The 25042-nt window shown below is 34.6% G+C and carries 19 protein-coding genes; 15 read left to right on the forward strand and 4 right to left on the reverse strand.

From position 1 onward, the window contains the following. Positions 1-171: 171 nt before the first annotated feature. From MKZ17_RS03940 to MKZ17_RS03950, 3 genes are all read left to right on the forward strand, one after another. Entirely contained in the window at positions 172-1833 is a 1662-nt protein-coding gene (locus tag MKZ17_RS03940; protein ID WP_340722497.1) for a hypothetical protein, read from the forward strand. A gap of 755 nt (positions 1834-2588) precedes the next feature. After that, positions 2589-2978: a RidA family protein gene (locus tag MKZ17_RS03945; RefSeq protein ID WP_340722498.1), complete on the forward strand. Its 390-nt coding sequence runs from the start codon at positions 2589-2591 to the stop codon at positions 2976-2978. A gap of 442 nt (positions 2979-3420) precedes the next feature. Continuing rightward, a complete protein-coding gene (locus MKZ17_RS03950; protein ID WP_340722499.1) occupies positions 3421-4314 on the forward strand; it encodes an SDR family oxidoreductase in 894 nt (297 codons plus the stop codon). A 455-nt stretch (positions 4315-4769) separates the two neighbouring features. Here MKZ17_RS03950 and MKZ17_RS03955 read toward each other — a convergent pair whose 3' ends face one another. Next, complete coding sequence (locus MKZ17_RS03955) at positions 4770-4973, reverse strand: alpha/beta-type small acid-soluble spore protein (RefSeq protein WP_340722500.1); 204 nt, start codon at positions 4971-4973, stop codon at positions 4770-4772. A 192-nt stretch (positions 4974-5165) separates the two neighbouring features. Continuing rightward, on the reverse strand, positions 5166-6416 hold the full coding sequence (locus MKZ17_RS03960) for an erythromycin esterase family protein (protein ID WP_340722501.1): 1251 nt from the start codon (positions 6414-6416) through the stop codon (positions 5166-5168). A 170-nt stretch (positions 6417-6586) separates the two neighbouring features. Here MKZ17_RS03960 and nadX point away from each other — a divergent pair, with 170 nt between their 5' ends. The 8 genes from nadX (at position 6587) to MKZ17_RS04000 (ending at position 15776) form a co-directional block, all read left to right on the forward strand. Further along, the gene (nadX, locus tag MKZ17_RS03965; protein ID WP_340722502.1) at positions 6587-7366 is read left to right on the forward strand and encodes an aspartate dehydrogenase; all 780 of its coding nucleotides are present in this window, start codon (positions 6587-6589) and stop codon (positions 7364-7366) included. A gap of 83 nt (positions 7367-7449) precedes the next feature. Beyond that, positions 7450-7752 (forward strand): excinuclease, encoded by a 303-nt coding sequence (locus MKZ17_RS03970; RefSeq protein WP_340722503.1) that lies wholly within the window; start codon positions 7450-7452, stop codon positions 7750-7752. Positions 7753-7854: 102 nt separating this feature from the next. Continuing rightward, entirely contained in the window at positions 7855-8199 is a 345-nt protein-coding gene (locus MKZ17_RS03975; RefSeq protein WP_340722504.1) for a DUF2500 domain-containing protein, read from the forward strand. A gap of 580 nt (positions 8200-8779) precedes the next feature. Then, on the forward strand, positions 8780-9658 hold the full coding sequence (locus MKZ17_RS03980) for a response regulator (RefSeq protein WP_340722505.1): 879 nt from the start codon (positions 8780-8782) through the stop codon (positions 9656-9658). After that, positions 9655-10701, forward strand: coding sequence for a HEAT repeat domain-containing protein (locus MKZ17_RS03985; RefSeq protein WP_340722506.1), 1047 nt, complete (start codon positions 9655-9657; stop codon positions 10699-10701). The genes MKZ17_RS03980 and MKZ17_RS03985 overlap by 4 nt, the downstream gene beginning before the upstream one ends. Then, on the forward strand, positions 10698-12119 hold the full coding sequence (locus tag MKZ17_RS03990) for a glycosyltransferase family 2 protein (protein WP_340722507.1): 1422 nt from the start codon (positions 10698-10700) through the stop codon (positions 12117-12119). Before MKZ17_RS03985 ends, MKZ17_RS03990 begins: the two co-directional genes overlap by 4 nt. Next, the gene (locus MKZ17_RS03995) at positions 12116-15295 is read left to right on the forward strand and encodes a hypothetical protein (protein WP_340722508.1); all 3180 of its coding nucleotides are present in this window, start codon (positions 12116-12118) and stop codon (positions 15293-15295) included. The genes MKZ17_RS03990 and MKZ17_RS03995 overlap by 4 nt, the downstream gene beginning before the upstream one ends. A 133-nt stretch (positions 15296-15428) precedes the next feature. Then, the gene (locus MKZ17_RS04000) at positions 15429-15776 is read left to right on the forward strand and encodes a hypothetical protein (protein ID WP_340722509.1); all 348 of its coding nucleotides are present in this window, start codon (positions 15429-15431) and stop codon (positions 15774-15776) included. 207 nt (positions 15777-15983) lie between these two features. Here MKZ17_RS04000 and MKZ17_RS04005 read toward each other — a convergent pair whose 3' ends face one another. Next, positions 15984-16241, reverse strand: a complete 258-nt coding sequence (locus MKZ17_RS04005) for a DUF4282 domain-containing protein (RefSeq protein ID WP_340725495.1) — start codon at positions 16239-16241, stop codon at positions 15984-15986. Positions 16242-16605: 364 nt separating this feature from the next. Here MKZ17_RS04005 and MKZ17_RS04010 point away from each other — a divergent pair, with 364 nt between their 5' ends. From MKZ17_RS04010 to MKZ17_RS04020, 3 genes are all read left to right on the forward strand, one after another. Next, positions 16606-17784: a beta-ketoacyl synthase N-terminal-like domain-containing protein gene (locus MKZ17_RS04010; RefSeq protein WP_340722510.1), complete on the forward strand. Its 1179-nt coding sequence runs from the start codon at positions 16606-16608 to the stop codon at positions 17782-17784. 12 nt (positions 17785-17796) lie between these two features. Beyond that, entirely contained in the window at positions 17797-20181 is a 2385-nt protein-coding gene (locus MKZ17_RS04015) for an EAL domain-containing protein (RefSeq protein WP_340722511.1), read from the forward strand. Positions 20182-20662: 481 nt separating this feature from the next. Then, positions 20663-21993, forward strand: a protein-coding gene (locus tag MKZ17_RS04020) for an IS3 family transposase (RefSeq protein WP_340722512.1) whose coding sequence is annotated in 2 segments (ribosomal slippage) — positions 20663-21038 and positions 21038-21993 — 1332 coding nt in all. Because the reading frame shifts where the segments join, the coding sequence is not laid out codon by codon here. A 101-nt stretch (positions 21994-22094) separates the two neighbouring features. Here the strand turns inward: MKZ17_RS04020 and MKZ17_RS04025 are convergent. After that, positions 22095-23408, reverse strand: coding sequence for a hypothetical protein (locus MKZ17_RS04025; protein WP_340722513.1), 1314 nt, complete (start codon positions 23406-23408; stop codon positions 22095-22097). Positions 23409-23517: 109 nt separating this feature from the next. Between MKZ17_RS04025 and MKZ17_RS04030 the strand changes: the two genes are divergently transcribed. Further along, positions 23518-25041: an AbgT family transporter gene (locus tag MKZ17_RS04030; protein WP_445326937.1), complete on the forward strand. Its 1524-nt coding sequence runs from the start codon at positions 23518-23520 to the stop codon at positions 25039-25041. Position 25042: the final 1 nt, after the last annotated feature.

The raw sequence follows: 25042 nt of genomic DNA on the forward strand, positions 1-25042 counted from the left end.
ATTTTGTTGGAGGGGTATTTAGTTTACAGCCCATTAATAAGCAAACTGAAGATTAAATTTTGAAAACCGTATTGGACTATCTGATTGGAATTAATCATAATTAGATGGACTATTATGCTATTAATTACCAATCTATTTTGTAATAATGAATCCAGAAGGAGGTAATAGAAATTGTTTGATAAGAAAAAGGGTATATTTAATTATCTATTTAATTTACAGAGCGTATTTGCTGCGTTAATAGTTTTAGTCTTAATAATTTTTAATAAAATTAACTCTATCATATATATAGAGTTACTCTTTGAGGAAATGAGGGAGAAAACAATCTATCAAACTATAGATAAAAATTTCGTTTTATTTATTAAAGGAGAGAATATAGAGTTTATTACTAAAAGTATTAACTTACTAAATGAAATAGCCCTCTTTTTAATTTTTATTCTAGTAGCATATTATGCTTTATATTTTGCTAAACAATATTTGGATGAAAAAGGAAATACTAGTAAATTTTATTTCTTAGTTATGTTTATCTTAAAAGATAGATTAACTTTAAGTTCGAATAAAGAAGGGGCTATAAAATATGTTTTTAAAGTTATACTTATTAACCTACCATTTTTTATAGGTCTAATTTTATTTAATAACAATGACGTTAAATTTCTAATTGTAATAGGAATAATAATCGTTTATTTAGTTTTTGAAAAAATAAAGTTTAAGCAAATACAAAAAATGTGTTATTTAAATATAGTAATATCATTTATTTTAGAGATAGTAATTATATTGAATAAAAATATAAGTATTAAAGATTTATTAAGTGTTGAAGTACTAAAATCAATACTTGAACTTTTTGCTTCAACATACTCAGTAGTTTCTTTAACAACTTTGTTATTATACATATTGTTTTTTTTAATTCGAATCGAATATAATATAGCGAGAATTTCCAAAAGGTATATATGTATAGATTTTTCGAAGATTAATTTTAAATCTAAAGAGAAATTCAATGAGGATTTATTAACAGAATTTAAAAATAGAGAAACAATAAAGAAATCTAAAAGAATGAAAAAAAGGCAGGAAATATTGTATATTAGGAATTTAGAAAATTTAGTAATAAGTATTTACTTAACAATTTATTTAACTTTATTAATTTTTATATGTGCAGTATTTAATTGGGAAATTTTTAATAGCTTATTAATAACGTCATTTTTATTTATTTTTATTCGGTTTTTAATTCGTGGTTATGAAATAATTAAAGCATTTTTTAAAGATGCTACTTCTAACGACTTAAAATTATCTAGTTTAACTTATATAGATAGGATTAAGCTAGTAATTAAAAGTTTATTTGAAATTGCAATATATTCTACATTATTGAAGGCTATATATTTTTCTTTAAATAATGGTTTAGAAGTGTCTTCAAAAACTATTAAAGACACTGTAAGTTTTCTTTTTGAGAGTTTTTCAATACAATTCTTTAACGTATCATATAGTATTGAAAATGGTTTGTTATTCGCTGTAATTCATATTGTTCAAATATTAATATCAGCCTGTTTAATTTTATTATGTATAGCTTTATATAGCGGTAGATCGGTAGAAACTTCATTCTATTATATAGAGAAAATCAGTAACAATATTTATTGTTTATACGAAGAGCTTTCGGGTAATGGTCAAACAACTGCTAAAAGAATATTGCAATTTCATTCTATTGGGAAATTAAATGAACTTTGGGGAAAAAATGATTTATCAAGTGACTTATATAATGTTGCAATTCAAGAATATGAAAATCATAAATCGTGGATTCAAGAAAATAAAGAATTAAAAGAAGAGATTCTATATATAAAAAGATAGAAAGTTCTCTCACTTGGAGATTTCTTACTATTTGAAATTTAAATAACCTACAGAATTCTGTATAGTCCCCGACTTAATCTTCTTAGTCAAGTGAACGTAAATGTTCATCGTTATATGTTAAGTAGTGAGTGTTTGATACTCATACGAGGAGATATATTAGGATGTTTGTTAGGCGATAAAAAGCTGGTCTCCCTGTATGGGTATTTTTTGTACGGTGTTAACACGTCTGGCTATAATCTGGCTATTAATAATTTAAAGTGCTTGGAAGCGTTGATATGACTAGGTTTATAAGCAATTAGTTCAAATACCCACCGTCTCCATACTACGATTTCATTGAGTTTCAATGAAACTCAATGTGAAGTAAAGCATAAAATTTCCAAACGGAAATTTTATGCTTTATTTTTTTACGGAAATTTTATGGTCAATTTTAAGATAACCTGCCTTATTATGACACCGAATTTAAAATAGAAATTGAATATTATTTCTCTCTTCTAAAAGTATTTATTGTTGAAATGTATGGAGATAATAAGTTAATTACTAATATAAAGTTATTTAAAATTGCTAAACTTGTTATTCAACAAACTGATCAGATTGTTGAATAATCCCTTTAAAAGTATATGGATATTTATGTTAAAATTAGTAAGATTGTGAAGAAGTGCATTTAATCTATCAAAGCAGGTTTGTTAAACAAGAACGGCAGAAAAGAATGGTATGTAAATATAAAGTAAATTAAATAGGTAAAGGAATGATTAAAAGTGAAAATTTCAAGGAATCCAGATACAATTCATAACCCAGTTGCTCCTTATGTACACCAAATAGAGGTAATAGGCCCAAATAGATGGTTGAATTTATCTGGACAGTTAGGTATGCGAATAGATGGCACTGTACCAGAGAATCCACTAGAGCAACTAAAATTGGCTTTAGAAAACGTAAATAAGAATCTTGAAGCTGCTGAAATGGAGATTAAAGATTTAACAAAAATGGTATTTTACTTTGTTGGAGATTTTGAAGTGGAACAACGAAGAAAAATAATTGGAGATTTTCTCGGAGAACATCTTCCTTGTACTACAATGATGTATGTCGTAGCACTAGCAGCACCTTCGTTTAAAGTGGAAATTGATGCATGGGCGTGTAAAAATATTTGATTTGTAGTTAAAAGAGAGGGTATTCTCATCAATTTTATCAAAGTTTGTGAAATGGTTTACTTAGGCTAACGGTGGCTCTTATGCAAGAAGAATTGACTGAAATTAATAAAAGTTATTATTGTGTTTGAGTTATTCAGTTAAAGGACGCACTTCTTAATAAGAAGTGCGTCTATTTTCATTGAAGGCTAGTTAATCAAGGAAGTCCTTTAGATGATATTGAATATTTATGTAATTGATTTTATGATTTCAGAGAAAAATCAGTACAATTTGGTAACGGTGTTAATGACAGTACCCTTATTCATTAGGGGTTTGAAGAGGGGAATAGAACTAAAACTGTTTAAAGTAAATAATCATGGGGTATTCAAAAAAGTATAACAGAATTTTAATTAACGCAAGCTCTTCTTGCGATTTTAGAATTAAACAAGATAGGAGATGATTATTAATGGGAAACTCACATCTAACTGATCCACGTAAGAAGTTTCATACGGGAAAATTCCCGGATCAAGAGCAGAACACTCCAGCGCTCCAGAATGAAATGAGCCCTAAACCTGACTGCGGAGAAGAATCATATAAAGGATACAATCGTCTGGAAGGGCGCAATGCTTTGATTACCGGTGGAGATTCCGGAATTGGACGTGCCGCCGCTATCGCATATGCCCGTGAAGGAGCAAATGTGGCTATCCAATTTTTCCCTGGTGAAGAAGAGGATGCGAACGAAGTCAAAAAATTAATTGAAAAAGAAGGCAGAAAAGCATTATTGCTACCGTACGACTTGCGAGAAGATGGCACAGCGACAGAGATTGTTACAAAAACTGTGGAAGCTTTTGGCGGATTAGACACGCTCGTACTGAATGCTGCGCAGCAAATCGCACAGCCAACCTTAAGTGATATAACAATGCAACAGGTGCATGATACGTTCAAAGTAAACATCATCAGCATGTTTGAGACCGTAAAAGCTGCTGAAGAGCATCTGGAACCAGGAAGTGCAATTATTACTACCACATCGGTTCAATCTTTTAATCCATCCACATCTTTAATGGATTATGCTTCTACAAAAGGTGCGATAAGCAACTTTACGATAAACCTTTCCTCGTACTTTGCTTCTAAGGGGGTGCGTGTCAATGGGGTTTCGCCAGGACCAATTTGGACACCATTGCAGTTGGATAACGGACAATTGGACGGACAAATCCCTAAGTTTGGCCAAAACGCTCCTCTTGGCCGTTCAGGACAGCCGGTAGAGCTTGCGCCGGTGTATGTTCTTCTAGCCTCCGATGAAGGAAGTTATATCACCGGTCAGATTTATGGGGTAACAGGTGGCGAACCGATAGACTTGTAATCTTAATATCAGTTTTAACTAATGGGCGCTTTTCTTGGGAAAGCGTCTTTCTTCATGTAAAGGGATTTATATTTGAATTAAGTATGAAATGTTAACGAAGGAAGCGGGGAAGTTTTTACTTAACAGATACATATTTTAGCTTATATGTTAATACCTAAATTTTTATCGCAATATACCAACAAAGGCAAGTGGGATTAATACTATTTCTTATGACGGTAAAGGTGAATGTACTTTCAATGCTGTAAGTAAAAATCTATTAAAATGGCGAATGTAAATTTACTACATAATCACAGTAATGCGCTCAGTTTAGGCATAGAAAAACCGCACCTCTTTGTTAGTTTTGGGTACTGCACCCCAAAAGTTAGATTTTTCATTCTAACTTTAAGGGGTCACTACCTTGTCTAACAATTGGGGTGCAGTTCTCCGTACCTCTTAATGCGTTAATATATCATTGACTAGTTGTTGTTGCTTTTTAATTGATTTTGTGCCATTTCAACTAGACGTTTTGTGATTTCTCCGCCTACAGAACCGTTTGAACGAGAAGATGATTGGCTTTCAAGCTGAACACCAAACTCTTGTGCAATTTCATATTTCATTTGATCAATTGCTTGTCGTGCGCCTGGTACATCAAGTTTATTTGAACTTTGATTATAAGACATCTCTCTCACCTCCTTGTATCAATAGCATGATTCTTTGTTTGTTTTTCATACGATTATTTATTAGGTAAATAATTCATTCAATGCACAGTTTTAGATTGTAATAGTTAATATTCCCTGTAATTAGTACCGATTTTAAGTGAAACATTCCGGTAAGAAGTGAAGAAAATTCAGCATATGCCACCAATACTATTATTATTGTTGTTTGAAAGGATGTAATGCGCTCGTTTGGTTAATATAAATAAATGCATCGTATCTGCTACCAACTCTGGAAGGAACGTAATTTCCGTACTCTTCAAACGCAGGATTATACACAACGCCAATTGCACGGTGCCCCATCCAATCATTAAACAAAACTCGGTTGTCATTTTTAAATAATAATACTTTATCTTCTGAACTTGCTGCATGGAGTTGGCCTTCCCATTTACTTAATTTAGCAGGTGGGACTTTTATGATTTCAAAAGGGTCTCCCCAACGATCTGCAGCAATTACAGTGCCTTCGTACGTGCCAAATCCAATTGCATAGGTGTTTTCCTTCCCGCATTGCTCTCGAATCACTTGACCGACATTAATCAGCTGTTCATTTTTCATTGATGTTTCAGAAGCATCACCAATATGAGTATTATGTTCCCAAATGATGACCTTTGTATTTTCTCCATAATATTTGCGTAATTCATGAATCGCTTCCACCATGTGATAATCGCGCGTATTCCACGATTTTTTATCAGTCATCATCTCTCGGTAATACGATTCTGCATTTTTTGCTACGATTGCATTCATCATGACATTTAAATCTTCTTCCTGCTCACTCGAATAATGTTCTTTATGTTTACGTATTGAACGTAATAACGAGGTTACTTCACGAATACATTCATCAGAAAATTGAACTGCAGAAATGGCGTAATGCTCATGACTACGATTGTATGGTTCAAAGCAAGTAAAAGCTTTTTTTGCATGTTCTAAATCAACCTGATGTCCGGGATTATTTGATAAATAGTTTAATACTTCATCAATTGATTCGAATAAGCTATATAGATCGATGCCATAAAAACCTACTTTTTGTTCGCTATTTCGATTGAACTCTTTAAGCCATTCGGTAAAGGTTGCCACCTCTTCATTGGCCCACATCCATGTTGGCCAACGATGGAAAGCGCTCATTAAAACATCTTTTGCAATTTTACCTTCTTCACTGTAGCCTTTTACATAGTGGTTCACTGCTTGAGCGGATGGCCAATCACCTTCTACTGCAATTAGTTGAAAGCCTTTTTGTTCAATTAACTTTTTCGAGAGCTCAGCACGAATTGTATAAAATTCTGATGTTCCGTGGGATGCTTCGCCGATCATCACAATTTTGGCGTCTCCAATTTCCTCAACAATTTTATTTAAACTCACGTCGTTTAATGGCAAGCAATGTTCTGAAATTGCCTGAATTAATTTGTTTGTCATAAGAAACTCCTTTAAAAAATGAATGTTTCATTATTATTAACCAAATGAATGTATAGTTATGAAATAAATTTGATATTCAGCATAAATAACATTTGATATATACGTAGCAACTTATGCTATCGTTGTAATAGAGAAATAATCATACAATGAGCTATAAAAGAGGGGTTTGCATGAACATAGGAATAATTGGAGCGGGTGCAATCGCTCATTTTTTATTAAATGAAATAAACAAAAAGCAGTTGAATACGTTACAGATTCAAAGTGTTTTTGTCAGGGATCGAGAGAAGTATCGCATGCTGGAAGAGGAATATGGGGTTCGGCTGTATACCGAATTAACCGAGTTTCTAAATACTGAAATAGATATTGTTGTGGAGGTAGCCGAAATAGAGGCGGTAAAGAGCTTGATCCCGGCTGTTCTACGAAAAAAAGATGTTATATTAATTAGCATTGGTGCACTTGCGGATAGGGAAACTTTGACTAACATTGTTCAAATTGCTGAACAGAGTGGAAATCAAATTTATTTACCATCAGGTGCAATCGGTGGGGTGGATTTATTACAAAATGCAAATGCGCTTGGGACAGTAACACATGTTTCATTAACTACTAGAAAGCCCGCTAGTACCTTAATAAACGAGCCTATTCAAGAAGAAAAAGTTGTATTTCAAGGAAAAGCGACCGATGCAATTATGCAATTCCCAAAAAATATGAATGTCTCGATCGTATTGGCACTTGCGGGGATTGGATTCGATAAAACCCAAGTATGTCTAGTGGCGGATCCACACATCGATCAAAATGTTCATGAAATCAAAATGATCGGGGACTTTGGAGAAGCTATGTTGACAGTGAAAAATAACCCGCTTTCGGAAAATCCAAAGACAAGTTATTTAGCTGCAATCAGTATTTTAGGAACATTGCAGCGGATAAATGGGCATTTGTTAATTGGGAGGTAATTGATCAATCATTATCCATTTTGCCGAAGCACCTGTAACCAATTATAATAAAACGATAGTAACAGTTTGAAGGAGATTTATTGATGAAGACACGATATAAAATTACACGTCTAGATGCACAAGGAAATCCAACGTTAAGCTTAGAGGAATGCCAAAGCTTCTTTGCTGCGCAACCTGATTTCGAGTACAATGATTCATTTGGTGCAAGCCAGGACGGCGTACATATGAAGATTAAAGGTCACTTTTTCATGTGGCAAGTAGAAAATGCACAAATACCTTTCCGCTTTTTCGATGGTGAAATTTATGTATCCGTTTCACACCTAGTTATTTTAGAAAAAACGATGGATATTGCGCGTCAATTAAACGCTGTTTATATTGAAGGATAATGGTGAGATACCGGTATATTATTTTAATGTAAAAAAACACCAATACGAATTGAAGCTTTTTTGATATGATGAACGTATAGATAGAGAAAAAGGAGTACTTATATGTTCATTGATGATGTTATGTTTTCCATCGGTCCATTATTTATCGGGCTTGTTTTTATCATTATTTTTGGTATGATCATTTTTACGATTTTTACGAAAATTAAAGAAGGTGTTAAAAATAATAACTCCCCTCGCCTTACTGTACCTGCAAAAGTTGTATCGAAGCGTACCCACGTTCAAGGCGACAATTCGTATACTACTTATTATGTAACCTTTGAAGTGCAAAGTGGGGATCGCATGGAGTTAAGTGTTGATGGTACCGAATATGGAATGTTAGTTGAGCAAGACCTTGGTTTATTAACCTTTCAAGGCACGCGTTATGTTTCCTTTGAACGCCAAAAATAAGCAGATTCTCGCTCGTATAAATAAAAGAGTGGGATGGGACAGAAGTGAAAATTTCTCTATTTACGGTAAAATACAGTATTAAAAATTGAATACTCAATAAATTGGTTGTAGTAGAGGGGCGACACCTGGGGGAATAGCGTGACGACTGAGAATACAGGCTCAGGCCACGCCCCCGGAAAGCGTCCCCGCAACGGAAACCATTTACAAAAAAACATCATTTTTCTTACTAGAGAAAAATGGTGTTTTGGTTTTGTCCCAGCCTCCTCTCTTCGTTTAAACCTCTCACCTTTAAAATATGCATATTATTCCAGATGAAACAGGGTATAGAGAAATAAGCGCAGTCAACTTCACTTTTTCTTGTTGAACCTAGGTTAGGCCTCGCTTCTTTATTTTTCGAGTCCGTTTATCACATATTTTTAAAATAGAAAAGATTTTATCGGAAAGTATGACTATTCCAATTTTTATATATAGATTATGTTTATTCTTATTTATTATGATAGTTTAGTAGTTTTTCTATCAATTAAATGATAAAAATAACAGGTAAAGAATACATTTTGCAAAAATATTAGGAGGGGTCCCAATGAATGAAGTAATCATCGCAGACATCATGCAGGAACATGAAGCAGAGCGGTACTTTGAAATATGGCGGGAAAGTGTGATTCGATCGCGTCTTACAATCACTGCAGTCTTTTTAAAAATGGATTATTCTAATCAGCAAAATGCAAACGAAGGGTATGTTAATAATCAACTAACAGCATTTTTACAATCAAAACTTCGTAAAACGGATTTGCTTTTTCAATTAGATGATGAAGAGCATTGGGGAATTTTCTTTTTACAGAGTAGTGATGTAGAAGCTAGAGCGTTCTTAAAACGACTCTTTGCTACTTTAAAGGCAGATAGAAAGCTGCAACATCTTACATTAAAAGCATCCATTACTGAGATAAGGAATAATCGTGTGACATTTGAAGATTTGCTAGATAAAAATAGACAAAAGCTATCAGATTTTCAACAGGAAACGTGGTCTATCGTGCAGGTGGAAGATTATCGTGAACAGCCTACTGAATTGGTGAAGGTGAGTATTATTGAACAAAATGCAATTTTTCGACAAGTATTAACGTCAACGCTGGAGCAATTAGATATTCCTCATTTTACATTAGACGTATCGTCTTATGAGGATGGCTATCATTTTTTACAATCCTCAACCTATAAAACAGGATATATGCATTTAATTGTAATGAATGATATTTTACCACGTAAAAATGGCTTAGAAATTTTGCACATCTTACGAAATATGCCAAATGAAAAGAAATTTATTATTTATATGATGTCAGAACGTAATTCTGAAGGAGCGGCACTTAATGCGTATGAAAGTGGAGTGGATGAATATATCGTGAAGCCATTTAATTTACGCTTGCTAGAAGCAAAAATAAAAAGGACTTTTGCGAGGCTTTGGTTATGATTAAATTGTCTATTTCTTTTCTTTTCGTAATCATCGTCATCCTACTTGCCGTGCTTTTTATTTTTACGATGTATTTACTTGTTCAACGACAGCGCGAAAGCCGTTTTGAAAAAGTAAGGGATAGTTATATAAAAAACTATTCACAGCTTTGGTACAATTATTTATTCAATAACGAATGGTTCAGTATAGTGCTTGTACCTAAAAAAAGAGCTCAAGTTGAAGCGATTGAGATGATTTTTTCATCGTATTTAAAAAATCTGCTGAATGAAAAAGTTCAATTAGAAATTAAACAATTCTCCAATCAATACTTGAAAGATTTCTATGAAAAAGATTTATCAAGTAAACGATGGAGCGTTAGAATGAATTCTCTTTATCGGATTGCAGATTTTCACATAGATGAATTGCTACCTATGTGTCAAAAATTTGAGAAAACCAATATATCAGAAGAAGAGTATTTTCAACTATTAAAAATATACTCTCTATTCCAACCAGATTTGTTTATGGAAAAAGTGAAAGAATCATCTGTTAGTTACTCAGAAAGCGAGTATAGAAGACTATTTATATTATTAGAAGATGATGTATTTAGTACATTTTTCGATGAATTCAATAATTTTCCATTTAAAATTCAATTTGCGCTCATTGATACTGCAGCAATCAAACGAAATATGCAGTATATTGAGCGATTAAAAAAATTATTGGACCATGAGGTTGCGGAAATTAATATTAGAGCATTAAAAGGTCTTTATGAAATTGGGATTATTGATGAGATAGATTCCTTTATACCATTTGTAACTTCGAATATGTGGGAAGCAAGGTTAATGGTTGCTAAAATTTTCAAACATGTACCACTAAATTATACTTATAATTATTTAGAGCAACTTCTTCAGGATGAGAATTGGTGGGTACGTTCTCAGGCTGCAAAGACAATTGTAGAAGATCGACATGGTATCGACAAATTACAGCAATTTATTGAATCCTCAAATGACAAATATGCCATTGAAATGGCACAAGAAATTGCAGCTAGAAAGGAGGGAAGTAAATGAAAATAATTGATTATAGCATGATGTTTTTTGGTGCCATTATTTTATTTTATATGCTGTTCGTTATCGTTTCATATAGTGCAATGTTCATCATCGCCATGCTTGATGTTAGAAAACGCTATCGTCTAGATTTATCAGAGTACGATGATTCACATATCGATGCGTTTTATTCAAAACCCGTTTCATTACTTGTACCTGCTTACAATGAGGAAGTAGGCGTAATTGATACAGTTTATTCATTATTGAATTTACGTTATCCTCAAACTGAAATTATTATTATTAATGATGGATCTACAGATCAAACGCTTCAAATCGCCATCGAACATTTTCGAATGAAGCCAATAAATAAAATCGTCCGTACAAACATCCCGACAAAAAAAATTAAGCAAATTTATGAATCTGAAATATATAAAAATTGTATTTTAGTAGATAAAGAAAATGGTGGTAAGGCGGATGCATTAAATGTTGGGATTAATGTATCACAGTATCCATATTTTTGTTCTATTGATGGGGATTCTATTTTGGATGAAAAATCGTTACTGCGGGTGATGAAACCTATCACTTTATCTGATGGTAATGTCATTGCAGCTGGAGGCAATGTTCGAATTGCGAATGGGGCAAAAATGCAGTTTGGATCTATATATGAGACGCATTTATCTAGTAATTACTTAGTCATCATGCAAATTATCGAATATTTAAGGGCATTTTTAATGGGGCGAATTGCTTTGAGTAAATTCAACTTAGTGCTTATTATTTCAGGCGCTTTTAGTGTGTTTTCTAAAGAGTGGGCTGTTCAAGCTGGTGGGTATTCAACAAATATTATTGGGGAAGACATGGAGCTTGTGGTGAATATTCACCGACTCATTAAGGAAAAAAAGGAAAATAAGCGGATTGAATTCGTCCCCGATCCAGTTTGCTGGACTGAGGCACCTCAATCTTTAGGCGTGCTACGAAATCAACGAAGAAGGTGGCATCAAGGATTATTTGAAAGTTTATGGAAACATAAAAAAATGACATTGAATCCTAAATACGGACAAATTGGAATGATTTCGTTTCCATATTTTTGGTTAGTAGAATGTCTAGGTCCGATTATTGAGTTAGGTGGATATATGTATATTGTTATCGCCTTTTTCTTAGGGGATATTTATTATGAAGTTGCACTCATGCTACTATTACTCTTCGTTATTTATGGAGTTATTTTTTCGATTGCTGCGATATTATTCGAAGCTTGGAGTATGAATACTTATCCGAAAAAAAGAGCGTTATTTCGCATGATTCTTTTAGCATTTACAGAAATTTTTTGGTATCGCCCACTAACATTATTTTGGCGCTGTGAGGGGTTAGTCCGCTTTGTCTTAAGAAAAAGTGACTGGGGTAATATGAAGCGTGTCGGTATTGCTGAAAAGGAGAAACGTGTATGAAGCGAATCTATATAGGAGTTATCGTCGTTCTTATACTAATTGTTACCCCTATTGCATGGTGGTACTTGGAAGATGAAAACCAGCTAAATGTGGCCATTGTAGACAAAACCGTACCAAATGAATCTTACCGGGAGCATTTAGGGGTGAATTGGTTTTTAAACCATTATAAATATGTAACTAATAAAGAATCGTATGATTTGAAACGCGATTACTATGGAACGATTCCAAATGATACAACAAATAGCGTTGTGGAAAAGAATTTGCCAAACGACTATAGCGACTATGATGTCATCTATTTAGCGGATACGTACGGAGTTTACAAAGATGATTTACAAAAACAAAAACGTTTAGGTGAGCGTTCTGAAAAAATTGTTGGTGGACTTGAACAGAAAGAATGGCAGGCAATTGTAGAACGCTTAGCTAGCAAAAAGAAGAGTATGTTAATTGCTGAGTATAACACTTTTGCTTCGCCAACATCAGCGGAAGTTCGAAAAGAATTACAGGATTATTTAGGAATTACGTGGTCTGGTTGGATTGGACGTTATTTCGATGAGCTTGATTATCATAAAAATATTGAAATACCGCAATGGGTCATAGATGAACATGGGGAACAATGGCCATATAAAGGTGGAGGGTTTTTACTATTTAATGAAATAACAGAAGAACTCCTCGTTCTAGAATTAGACAAGCATGTTAAATCGGAAGGCATTCAAGTGCAGTTTACAGAAAAAGGAGAAGAATTCTTTGATTCCTCTGCACATGCACAATATGATTATTGGTTTGATATTATAACACCCAAGTATGCGGATAATGCGCTCGCAAATTATAAATGGGACTTAACAAATGAAGGAACAGAACTTTTGAAGGATAACGGTATTCCAGAGCAGTTTGCCGCAATTGTAGGTCAAGATAAACGCTACACATCGAGTTATTATTTTGCAGGGGATTTTAATGATATAGCTCGTGTACCTACTATTTATAAAATAAAAGGGTTACCGACGGTCTATAAATATGCGGAGAAGTATGCCGACAGTTCGTTTTACTGGTCCATTTACATCCCAGTCATGTATAAAATATTTGAATCATTTGAACACAAAGAGGTTCAGGAAGCTGTAAATCATGAGAAATTGAACTATAATGCTCGTATTCAAGGTCAATCATTTGAAGTATTACGAGATGGCAAATGGGAACCGATTGTATTTAAGGGTGTCAATATTGGAATGGGCAAACCTGGTGCTTTCCCTGGAGAAGCAGCAATTACAGAAGAGGAATATTATCGCTGGTTCCATCAAATTGCGGATATGAATGCCAACACCATTCGAGTGTACACACTACATCCACCTGGTTTCTACAGAGCACTTGCTAAATATAATGAAGAAAACCCAATGAAGCCATTATATGTTTTACATGGGGTTTGGATAAATGAAGAGGGCTTAGCAGATTCATTGGATGCCTATGATAAAGAAACGTTAGAAGAGTTCCAATTAGAAATGAAACGCATGGTTGATGTAATCCATGGGAATATGTATGTAGAGCCTCGACCAGGACATGCATCTGGCTTATATGATGTGGACGTATCGAAATATGTCATAGGATGGGTACTAGGAATTGAATGGTATCCACATATGGTTGTTGGAACGAATGAAAAACATGCGAAGATTGGACAATACAACGGTACATTTTATGAAACGAAGGGTGCTACTCCATTTGAGTATTGGTTAGCGGAACAAATGGATCTTGTTACAGTTTATGAAAAAGATAAATATAACTGGCTACGCCCAATGAGTTTTACGAACTGGGTCACAACGGACATACTTGAACATCCGTCAGAACCATCCGAGGAAGAAGATTTAGTGGGAGTCAATCCAAATGTTATTTATACAAAGGGAGAGATGACTGCGCCAGGCCAATTTGCTTCCTACCATGTGTATCCTTACTACCCTGACTTCTTTAATTTTGATCAAGATTATTTAAATTTTGTTGATTTCCGAGGGAACAAAAATAGCTATGCTGGTTATTTAAATGAACTCCATGAAGCACATAAAATGCCTGTCCTTATTGCAGAATTTGGAATCCCTGCATCACGTGGGAAAACACATGATAATGTATATGGTTGGAATCAGGGGCAAATGTCAGAACAAGCACAGGGGGAAACACTTCAACATTTATTTGAGGATATTATGCATGAAGGGCTACTTGGAGGACTTGTTTTTACGTGGCAAGACGAGTGGTTTAAACGAACGTGGAATACGATGGATTATGATAATCCGAATCGTCGTCCATTTTGGTCCAATGCACAAACAAATGAGCAACAGTTTGGTCTACTAAGCTTTGATCGACTTAAAGTGAAAATTGATGGTAAGACAGATGAATGGCAAGGAAAACAGTTATACGGTACAACGGCAAATGATCCTACAGATTTTACGGTAGATTATGATGAACGCTATTTGTACATTAAATTAAAGAGTGAGGTATTAGCAAACACATCGCCTCGCATCTTATTAGACGTGGTACCTAATCAAGGGAACACGTCAGCAACCTCTATAAAAGATATGACTTTTTCTAATGGAATTGACTTTATAGTTGAAATCAATAAAAATAAGGATTCTCGAATACTAATTGATGAATATTACGATTTCTACAATTATTTATATGGACATCGATTACAATTAATTGCACCTCGAATGAATGCTGCCTCTATCAATAGCGGCAAGTTCGCTCCAATCTATTATGCGTTAAATAAACAATTGTTTTTACCTGAACAAAATACAACGACTGATTTTATGTATTATGAGACAGGGAAATTACTTCAAGGAAATGCGAATCCGGAAGAGAAAGATTATAACTCTCTAGTTGATTATACGTGGACGGAAAACAATGAGATTGAGCTTCGCATCCCATGGCTATTAATTCAAGCAAAAGATCCAAGCCAACGGGAATTTATAGGGGACCTGTATAAAGATGGAGAGAAGGCGTTCATAAAAGTCGACAATATTTATATTGGTGCTTTATTTGTAGATCAAACCAACAATGTTGTTCAATCTTTACCAGTAGCGAATGAACATGTTTTACCCCCACTTGCAGCGTATACTTGGGAAACATGGCAAGTACCAAAATATGAAGAGCGCTTAAAGCAATCTTATTATATTTTGCAAAACTTGTTTAAAGCATATTAAGATTACGAAAATAGTTGAGGCTACGTACACAGGGTTAATTTTATGCTTTCATTCCTCTAAAGATAGTTTCTAAAGTCATTCTATGATACAGTAGCTACACTACCGCTGAGTTTAGCGGAATGGAGGTATTTGAATGAATACAGTTGAAGAGTTTGTAGAATCATTAGTTGCTGCTACAGCAAATAATGAAGTGAGCTGGAGCGAGGGGACATCTGAGCTTCGTTCCGTTTTAGAAGACGTATACGGAAATTCGGATTCGCTTTATATGTTTTTAGATGAAGAGGCGGGTGCTAATGTAGTAGTAGCTACGTATCAATATTACGAAGGTGAAGTTGAAGCAGATGAATTTATTAAAGACGGAATGAGTATTTTACTCGTGGACGTGGATGATTTTGAAATTTTGAATGAAGTAACAGACGAAGATGTGGAAGATCCCTCGCTTTTTATAAGTTTACTTGAAGCAATTAAATCGGCAAAATAAATGTATGTTAGACTGTCCAACACTAAGTACAACTTAGGGAGGGGCAGTCTTTTTCCATGAGTTCATTTTGCAGAAATAATCAGCTGGATGCATCAATCTAATCGTATGAAAAGACCAACATAGGGCGACGCCTTTCTGTTGGTCTTTTCATTTTTACTCTACGAACGAGGTCACATCAAAATGTCACTAGCTTTGACGTATAGGAATTCATTTATTTTTAATAGCAACTAATGATTCGTGAATTTTAAATATAACGACTAATAGTTCACAATATATTCGAACTAACACAGGTCCTAATACTGTGACGAGAAGACCGCTGAATAGACCGACTACATCCGCCGCAAACAATCCAACGGCCATCGTAAACAGCCCAAAAAGAACGGTTAGCCCTGCAAAAACCCAAAATACATATTTCACAATATCTCCCGTAATCATTCGGTCAAAATGTAAAAATTCTTTTATTATTCCTCTCCCCCTTTGTCATACAAAGTATGTTTTTGGGTAGAGGAATATAAAGCTTTTTATCAAATTTATTCGTTTTATATCGAAATTGTATAGTACCACGTTAATCGATTGTGACTTTCAATACCTGCCTAAATTCATTTTTATAATGCGCTAAATATTTATTAATATATGATATTTATTGTCATAATAAAAACAAAAAAGTAATGAAAATACTATATTTTAGCAAAAATTTATTTACATTTTAGTAAATAAATATATAGTTATAGTTACATAAAAATAAAAGTTTTTAAAAAATATAGGTCCCAAAGTACTGATTTTAAATTGAATACAATTAATTTAGTTGAAATTTGTAGGTGAAATAATAATGGTAGATATTGTTGTAACTGGGTATGGTATTAAAGCGCCCGGGATATTAGATAAATGTAGTTTTTTAAATGTATTAGAGAATGGGATATGTACGCAAAGTATTTTGAAAAGCGAAAATCCCGCACAAGGGGACCTTGTTGCAGGGGTTATTGATGAGGATTTTCTAGAGCTGAATAAGAGGAGCTATGCGCGGCACCCACGAGCTGTAAGAATGGCTATTGCAGCTGCAATTGACGCTTCAGAAATGGCGAATATAGATTATTTTAAATCACAGCGAGTGGCTGTCATTATGGGCACTTCTGCTGGTGCGGTTCTTGAAATAGAACAATATTCTGCTGCTGCCTTCAATCTTAAAACGTTCCCGATTCATGGCGTTTCTCTTGTAGATTCACATACGTTTTCAAATTCTGTTGCAGAGGCGCTTGGTTTGAGAGGAACTGCATTCACCATAACTACGGGGTGTACCGCAAGTTTAGATGCCATCTTAATAGCAAAACAATTGCTAGAGGCGGGGAGCGTTGATGCATGCATCGTTGGCGGAGCTGATGTTCCTTTAGGTCAATGGACAATTAATGGCTTCAAAAAAATAAGAGCACTTTCCACAGCAACCGCTATTGAAAATGCCGGCGTTCCATTTTCAAAAGACCATAAAGGCTTTGTTTTATCGGAAGGAGCTGGGGTCATCGTTCTTGAACGTAGACAATCCGCACAAGCACGAAATCAGAAAATCTATGGGAAAATAGAACGTGTCATTTCGAGAAATGAAGGGCAAAAGTTATTAAGATCTGATGCGACAGGCAAACATATGCTTGAAGTTTTCCAAGAAACAGCTGGAAATACTAAACCAAGCTATGTAAACAGTCAAGCACTAGGTATGGAATTAAACGACCAAATTGAAAGCTATATCTTAAAAGAAACATTTGGCTCTGAAGTACCGATTACCTCAATTAAAGGCATGATTGGCCATACATTTGGAGCAATGGGCGTAATGCAGGTTATTTCGTCCTTACTATCAATGGAGTATGGGATAATCCCCCCAACAATTAAAACGAAGGGGAAAGGATTTGAACATATGCCGATTGTATATGAACCAACTTATCAAGCTGTTTCATCAGTATTAATTACTGCTCATGGTAGTAGCGGGAATAATGCTTGTTTATTAGTGACAAATAAATAGGGGGCTTAGCATATGTTGTTTATTTTTTTTAGTTTACTAGCTATTATCCCGTTTTGTGTAGGTATTATTATATTAGTTTTATTTAAGAGAAATCGATTATCCAAAAGTATTTTTCTGTTCTTATTATTCGCCTCGTTTTGGCAAATAGATGTTTCAGTATTATATTCACATGGGATATTACAAGAAGAAACAATCCTAACCATGTTTCAGCTCTTTCGTTTTGGATTCATCATGGTAACTCCGGCGATTGTATATATTGGATACATCATTGTACAGGAAATGCTGCCTGAGAAAGAGCGAAAAAAATGGCGGTTCATTGTCAATCGTACTACTGTTATTTTATCGTTTGTGCTCGCACTAGTTGCTTACATTATTGGATGGAGTGATAAAGGGGTTAGTGGATTACAACTAATCCAAAGCGGCACAAATTTATTTTACTTCCCTATTGATGGAGAGCTTTCATGGGTGATCACAGCAAACCTCATTCTATTCATAGCTAGTATCGTCATTTGTTTTTTTATAACTTTAGATGTGCACGATAAATGTGAACGTTCATTCATATTGTATTTTAATATTTTTACGTCCATTGGATTTGCAATAGGCTTATTCAATATGTTCCCATCGTCTAATTTGGTAACAAGCTCCATTGCGATTTTAGTTTTCGCAATATCGATTTTAATCATTTCGATTCAAATGCATATTTCGATTATTCATAACATGAATAAGGAATTAGTTGAGCAAAAGAAATTTCTCTGTGAAATTATTAATTTAAATCCGAACTATATTTATGCGCAAGATGAAGAAGGGCGTTACACACTCATCAATGAATCCTATGCACAACTAATGGACACAACCATTCAACAAATGTTAGGGAAGACGGATGTAGAAATTCAGCTTGCAGAGAATAATGCGGACAACCAGCTAAAAGCGCCATCAAGGCTACTAGAAAAAAAGGTAGTTAAAGAAGAATCTATGACAACCGCATCAGGAGAAATTGTGTGGCTGCAGACTGTCAAAGTACCCATTCAAATAAATGAACAAAAGACACTACTAACTGTCTCCACTGATATTACGGAACGCAAGCAACATGAGGATGAAATAAAATACCAAGCATATCACGACGCGCTAACAGGCTTACCGAATAGAAGAATGTTCAATGAAGATTTAACGAGTTTTTTAGAAAAGGCGAAAGCTGATTCAACCGAAGTAGCCATTATCTTTCTAGATTTAGATCGTTTCAAATATATTAATGATACTTTAGGACATGATGTCGGAGATCTGTTGTTAATCGAAGTATCAAGCCGTATGAAATCATTTTTAGATTCGAATCATCCAAGTGCAAAAATATACCGTCTTGGTGGGGATGAATTTACAATTATCCTACCAAATTATTCTACAACAAAGAGTGAAGCGTTTGCTAAGGAGCTATTAGCGCAATATGTAGACAGTATATTAGTCGATGGAATGGAAAACTTTATTTCGCCAAGTATTGGTATTAGCATTTATCCAAATGACGGTGAAGATGTGAGAACTTTAATTAAGCATGCTGATACAGCAATGTACTATGTAAAGGCAAGAGGGAAAAGCAACTATCAATTATTCACTGTAGAAATGCAGCAGCAATTTTATAGAAAAATGATTATTGAAAACCAATTACGAACAGCGCTAGAAAATGATGAGTTTGAGCTTAACTATCAGCCGATTATGGATTTAAAGACAAATGAAGTGGTCGGAATGGAGTCTCTGATTCGATGGAATAACAAAATGCTTGGGCAAGTTGCACCAGATGAATTTATCTCTGTTGCAGAAGAGACGGACATGATTGTGCCAATCGGACATTGGGTGTTGGAAACGGCTATTAAACAGCAAATAAAATGGCAAAATGAAGGCTATCAACCATTAAAAATAAGTGTAAATATATCTGTTCGCCAAATAATTGAGCCAACATTTATCGATTATGTGCGAAATGCTTTAGAGAATGCAAGAGTTAATCCAAAATACATTGTTCTGGAGATTACAGAGAGTATCGCGATGTATGAGGACTCTATGATTGAAAAGCTATACGCATTAAAGGAACTAGGCATCAATCTTTCTATGGATGACTTTGGTACAGGGTATTCATCACTAAGTTATTTAAATAAATATCCACTAGATTCGTTAAAAATCGATAAATCCTTTGTAATAGGAATGAACAAAGAGAAGGAAAGTAAAGCAATCGTAAAAACGATTGTAGCAATCGCGCAGCAACTCAATTTGAAAGTGATAGCGGAGGGAATTGAAAGCAAGGAAGATTATCATTTCTTAGCTGAAATTGGCTGTGATTTCGGCCAAGGGTATCATATTGATCGCCCACTCCCAGTAAGTCAAGTAGAGAAATGGCTTATTGCTGCTCGGTAATTCCTAAAACACGGCTATGGAAAATTCTTTTTCCATAGCCGTGTTACAGTACTTACCAGGTAGTGTACAAAGAAAAATAGTTTCATTTAATTACGTGAAAACTACGTAACAATTGTGTATGATGGGATGTATCGCAATTTTTAAGTAGGTGAATGAATTGAACAATTTAAGTCAAAAACAGTGTCCTAACTGTTATTCATATGTAGATATGCAAGATGGCTCAGGTTATTGTACAGCATGTAGTGTAGTTATTTGTAAGGTTACGAAAGGTTACGTGAAGTATTCTACTACGTACGGTGTTCGAAAATAGATTTTCTTAGCCAAAAAAGAAAAAAAATGAAAAAACAGTGATGTTCCGGTGTGAACTGAACCCCGAATAGTAGACACTTTAGAAAAAAGTGACCTATTCGGGGTTTTTTCTATTTTCATTCCTAGAAATCCCCGTTATACTGACCATACGATTTAAGAACGGGAGAACATCATGAGTAAAATAATTTTTAACGAACATCAACGTCGACAAATTGAACAGAATCCAAATGTCGTTTTGATAACCGATCGATCTATTCAATATACAGTAGCTTTCAAATTAAAAGCTGTTCAAGAAAATCTAAAAGGCAAAGGGCCTACCGAAATCTTCAAAGCTGCAGGCTTTGATTTAGAAATCATCGGGATTAAAAAAGTTCAAAGTGCTGTTCATAGGTGGAAGAAAATTTATCAAACATACGGTGAGGATGGTTTTACACAAGAGCGTCGTGGAAAAGGCAGTACAGGTCGCCCACGTGCCGAAAAATTATCAGCTGATAAAAAGTTAGAGAAAGCAGAAGCTCGTATTCATCTATTGGAAGCAGAGCTAGCGCTCTTAAAAAAGCTCGACGAAATGGAAAGGCAGGCGAAGAAGAATCGTTTTTAACACCCAAAGAAAAATATCAAGCAATCAGTGAAACGATTCGATTATTTCAACTCAAAAATATGACACGGTATCTTTGTGAAGTAGCAAATGTCAGCTCGAGTGGTTACTATAAATGGCGACAAAATATGGAGAAACATTCATTACGTGAAGAAGCTGATTATCAAGATTATCTTTTACTAAAAGTAATCTATGATGAAGCAAAAGGCAAAATTGGTTATCGAGGGTTTTATATGGAACTGGTGGACCAATTAGGGAAACCGATGAACCATAAAAAAATTCTTCGATTGATGCGTAAATTTAATTTGTATGCGAAGGTTCGTCGTGCCAATCCTTATCGACTTATAGAAAAAGCGAATGAAGCACATCGTCAAATTCCAAATTACTTAAATCGGGCATTCAAACAAGACGAGCCAGGAAAAGTCTTCTTAACAGACATTACCTATCTCCAATATAAGGGTGGCCGTACGGCTTATTTATCATGTGTAAAAGATGTCGCAACAAGAGAAATCGTTGCGTATAAACTAGCTACTACTCTTAAATTGTCGATTGTTTATGAAACACTTGAACAATTAAAACATCATTTGGATGGGAATCTTCATCCGGAAGCAATGATTCATTCGGATCAGGGGTTTCATTATACGCATCCAGGATTTCAGAAGCTTGTGAAAGACATGGGGTTAAAACAATCTATGTCACGTCGAGGAAACTGTCTAGATAATGCGCCAATGGAATCGTTCTTTGGTCATTTTAAAGATGAAGTCGATTATCATGAAGCTGAAAGTTTCACGGAGCTACATACACAAGTCATTGACTATATCACGCATTACAACCACACAAGAAAGCAATGGACATTAAAAAAGATGACTCCGGCGAGTTACCGAAGTCATCTAATCGCAGCCTAATTAAATGGCTATCTTGTTTTTTATTAAACTGTCTACAAAATAGGGTTCAGTTCAGTGGGGGAATGTCACTGTTTTGTTTATGCTAAAAATTAGTTAACTCTCTACCAAAACTTCACCTTATACACATTTTTAGGCCTTCCTTTTCCTTTATGCACTACATTCGTCTGAACAGTTGCATACTGGCATTCTTCTAGCTTCTTTAGTAAACGGTTTGCCGTTCTCGTAGTAATGGATAAATGCAAACTAATTTCATCTGCCGTTAGCTCATCCTTTTTTAGCATGGTCATTAGTGTATAAATTTTCTGTAATTGGAATGAGGAAATATTTGTTTTGCTAGCGATATCATCAATCATGACCGACGTATCCTCGGACAAAATTAAGAAATTTTCTCCTTCTAATGGGCCAACTAATTGATTTTCCCTTGTTAGAACATAGCTTTCCGTTACACTGTCATTACAATAGGTTGATGCGGTTTCTGCTTGAATTTGTGCATCCTGAAGTGTTTTTCCGATACCCCAACCAATACGAACTTTGAATGGGAGCTCTTGGCGTAAAAAATTTGCTAAAGAACAGTTTGTTGAGTTGTTGGTGATATTAACATAATCGCCATAATTCGTAATGATTTCATAGTGAATGGCATTTCGATAACTAATAAGAGAGATGGCAGATTTTCGATTAAAGTCCAAAATTGCCTTATACAAGGCAATTTGGCGATATTCAAACTCTTGCATATCATTCGCCATATAAGAAAAGACTAAATGCCCACATACAACTTGACTATTTTTCAAGCTAATTAATTCGATTTCTTTTATTAATTTTTGCAAAGTAGACTCCATACTTTTTTCTGTCGGTACGACCAAAATTGGTTCGACATCTACTTCATCAAAATAAGTGTAGAGATTTGTTAATCTTGTAAAACAGTAGCGCACTTTCTTTTCCTTTAGCAGTTGTAAATGCCTCTTACTTACTACTTCATAGGCGTTCGTTAAGCCAAATACTTGGATTGTCTCACTAAGTAGGTAGGGGAAATTGTCCTCTGGCAGCCATGCCTTTAATCCTAAATAATTGTTTTCCTCATAAATAAAATCGATAATCGACTCATTAAAATGGAAGGTTGGATCGTTATATTGAACTTCAGCTAGTTTGTAATAAAAATCCCTCTCAGTTATATCAAAGAACATACAAGGGATTCGAGTAGCTTCCTTTTGTAAAGTTTTTCGGATATGTAAATAAGGAATCTGACCACTAAATACAATGCCATCAAACTTTAAATAATTTCCGGTAAATAAATTCTCTAAATTACTTAAATTTTCATAGATTATTACCTCAAACTCTACATTAGGTATGTTTAAGTCGTATATTTTTTTCATCCATTTATGCGAATATATTGTCGAAAATGCACAAATCTTATACAATTTTCATTCCTCCAAAAAAAAATGTTGTGTTAATTTTCAGTCTAGTTTAAATTAATTTTAAGACATTGTAAAAAATGTCCGAAAATAAAAAGGGGGAAATTTAATGGAAATGCAACAGCTTGAACCAAAAAACTCTGGCGCATTTAATAAGTTTTTAAATGTTGTCGAAAAAATAGGTAACAAACTACCTCATCCTTTTTTACTATTCTTATATCTTACATTAATTGTAGTCTTTATTTCTTTTATTTTAGGAACAATGCAGGCAACTGTTCTACATCCTAGTACGGGAGAAGAAGTTGTTGTTAAGAATCTACTTTCGCAAGAAGGGATTCGTTATATCCTCTCTAATACATTAACAAATTTTACAGGATTTGCGCCACTTGGGCTTGTATTAACAATGATGTTGGGGATTGGGCTATCTGAAAAAGTTGGGTTATTCTCAGCATTGATGACAAAGGCAATTACAAAAACACCAAAACGAATTGTGACATTTATGGTTGTCTTTATCGGAATTTTAGGAAATGTTGCTTCTGATGCAGCTTTCGTAGTCATTCCGCCATTAGCAGCTTTAGTCTTCCTATCCCTTGGACGTCACCCACTTGCAGGTTTGGCAGCAGGTTTAGCCGGTGCAGGAATTGGCTTTACGGCAAATATTTTAATTGCAGGAACTGACGCATTATTATCTGGGATTTCTACTGAAATTGCAAAATCAATTGATCCAAATATTGTTGTTACACCGCTTGATAACTGGTTCTTCATGAGTGCTTCTACGTTCCTACTAGCTTTTCTTGGAGCAGTCATTACAGATAAATTCGTAGAACCACGATTAGGTGCATATAAAGGTGAGAAAAAAGCATCGAACACAGAATTAACTTCTTTAGAAAACCGCGCACTTCGTAATACTGGAATTGCAGCTGTTCTTTATATCGGCGTAATTGTTGGGCTTATGGTGATGCCAAATTCACCATTATTAAATGATGATGGAACGATCTTACGTTCACCATTCTTATCAGGAATTGTACCAATTTTATTTGCATTCTTCTTAATTACAGGGATTACTTATGGTGTCTCTGTTAAGAAAATTCAGAAACCTGCGGATGTTCCGAATATTATGGCAGAAGCGATTAAAGATTTATCAAGCTATATCGTTTTAATCTTTATGATTGGCCAATTTATCGGCTACTTTAACTGGACAAACATCGCAACATGGATGGCTGTTCATTTAGCGGATTTCTTAATAATGATTAACTTAACGAATGTCTTTGCTGTTGTTCTATTCGTTTTATTAGTGGCGATTTTAAGTTTATTCATTATAAGTGGTTCAGCATTATGGTCATTAGTAGCGCCAATCTTTGTCCCTACGTTTATGGTACTTGGTTATCATCCAGCCTTCATTCAGCTTGCCTATCGTGTTGGAGAATCTTCTACTAACATGGTAACACCATTAAATACGTATTTCGCGATTATTCTTGGTTTCATGCAGGTTTATAACAAAAAGGCTGGAATTGGAACGCTCATGTCTCTAATGATTCCGTATACAATTGTTTTCTTAATTGCATGGATTATTTTAATGCTTGTGTTTGTGTTCTTTAATATCCCAATCGGTCCTGGGGTAAATTATTTACTAAACTAGG

This window comes from Solibacillus sp. FSL R7-0682, from assembly GCF_038005985.1.
Lineage (GTDB): Bacteria > Bacillota > Bacilli > Bacillales_A > Planococcaceae > Solibacillus.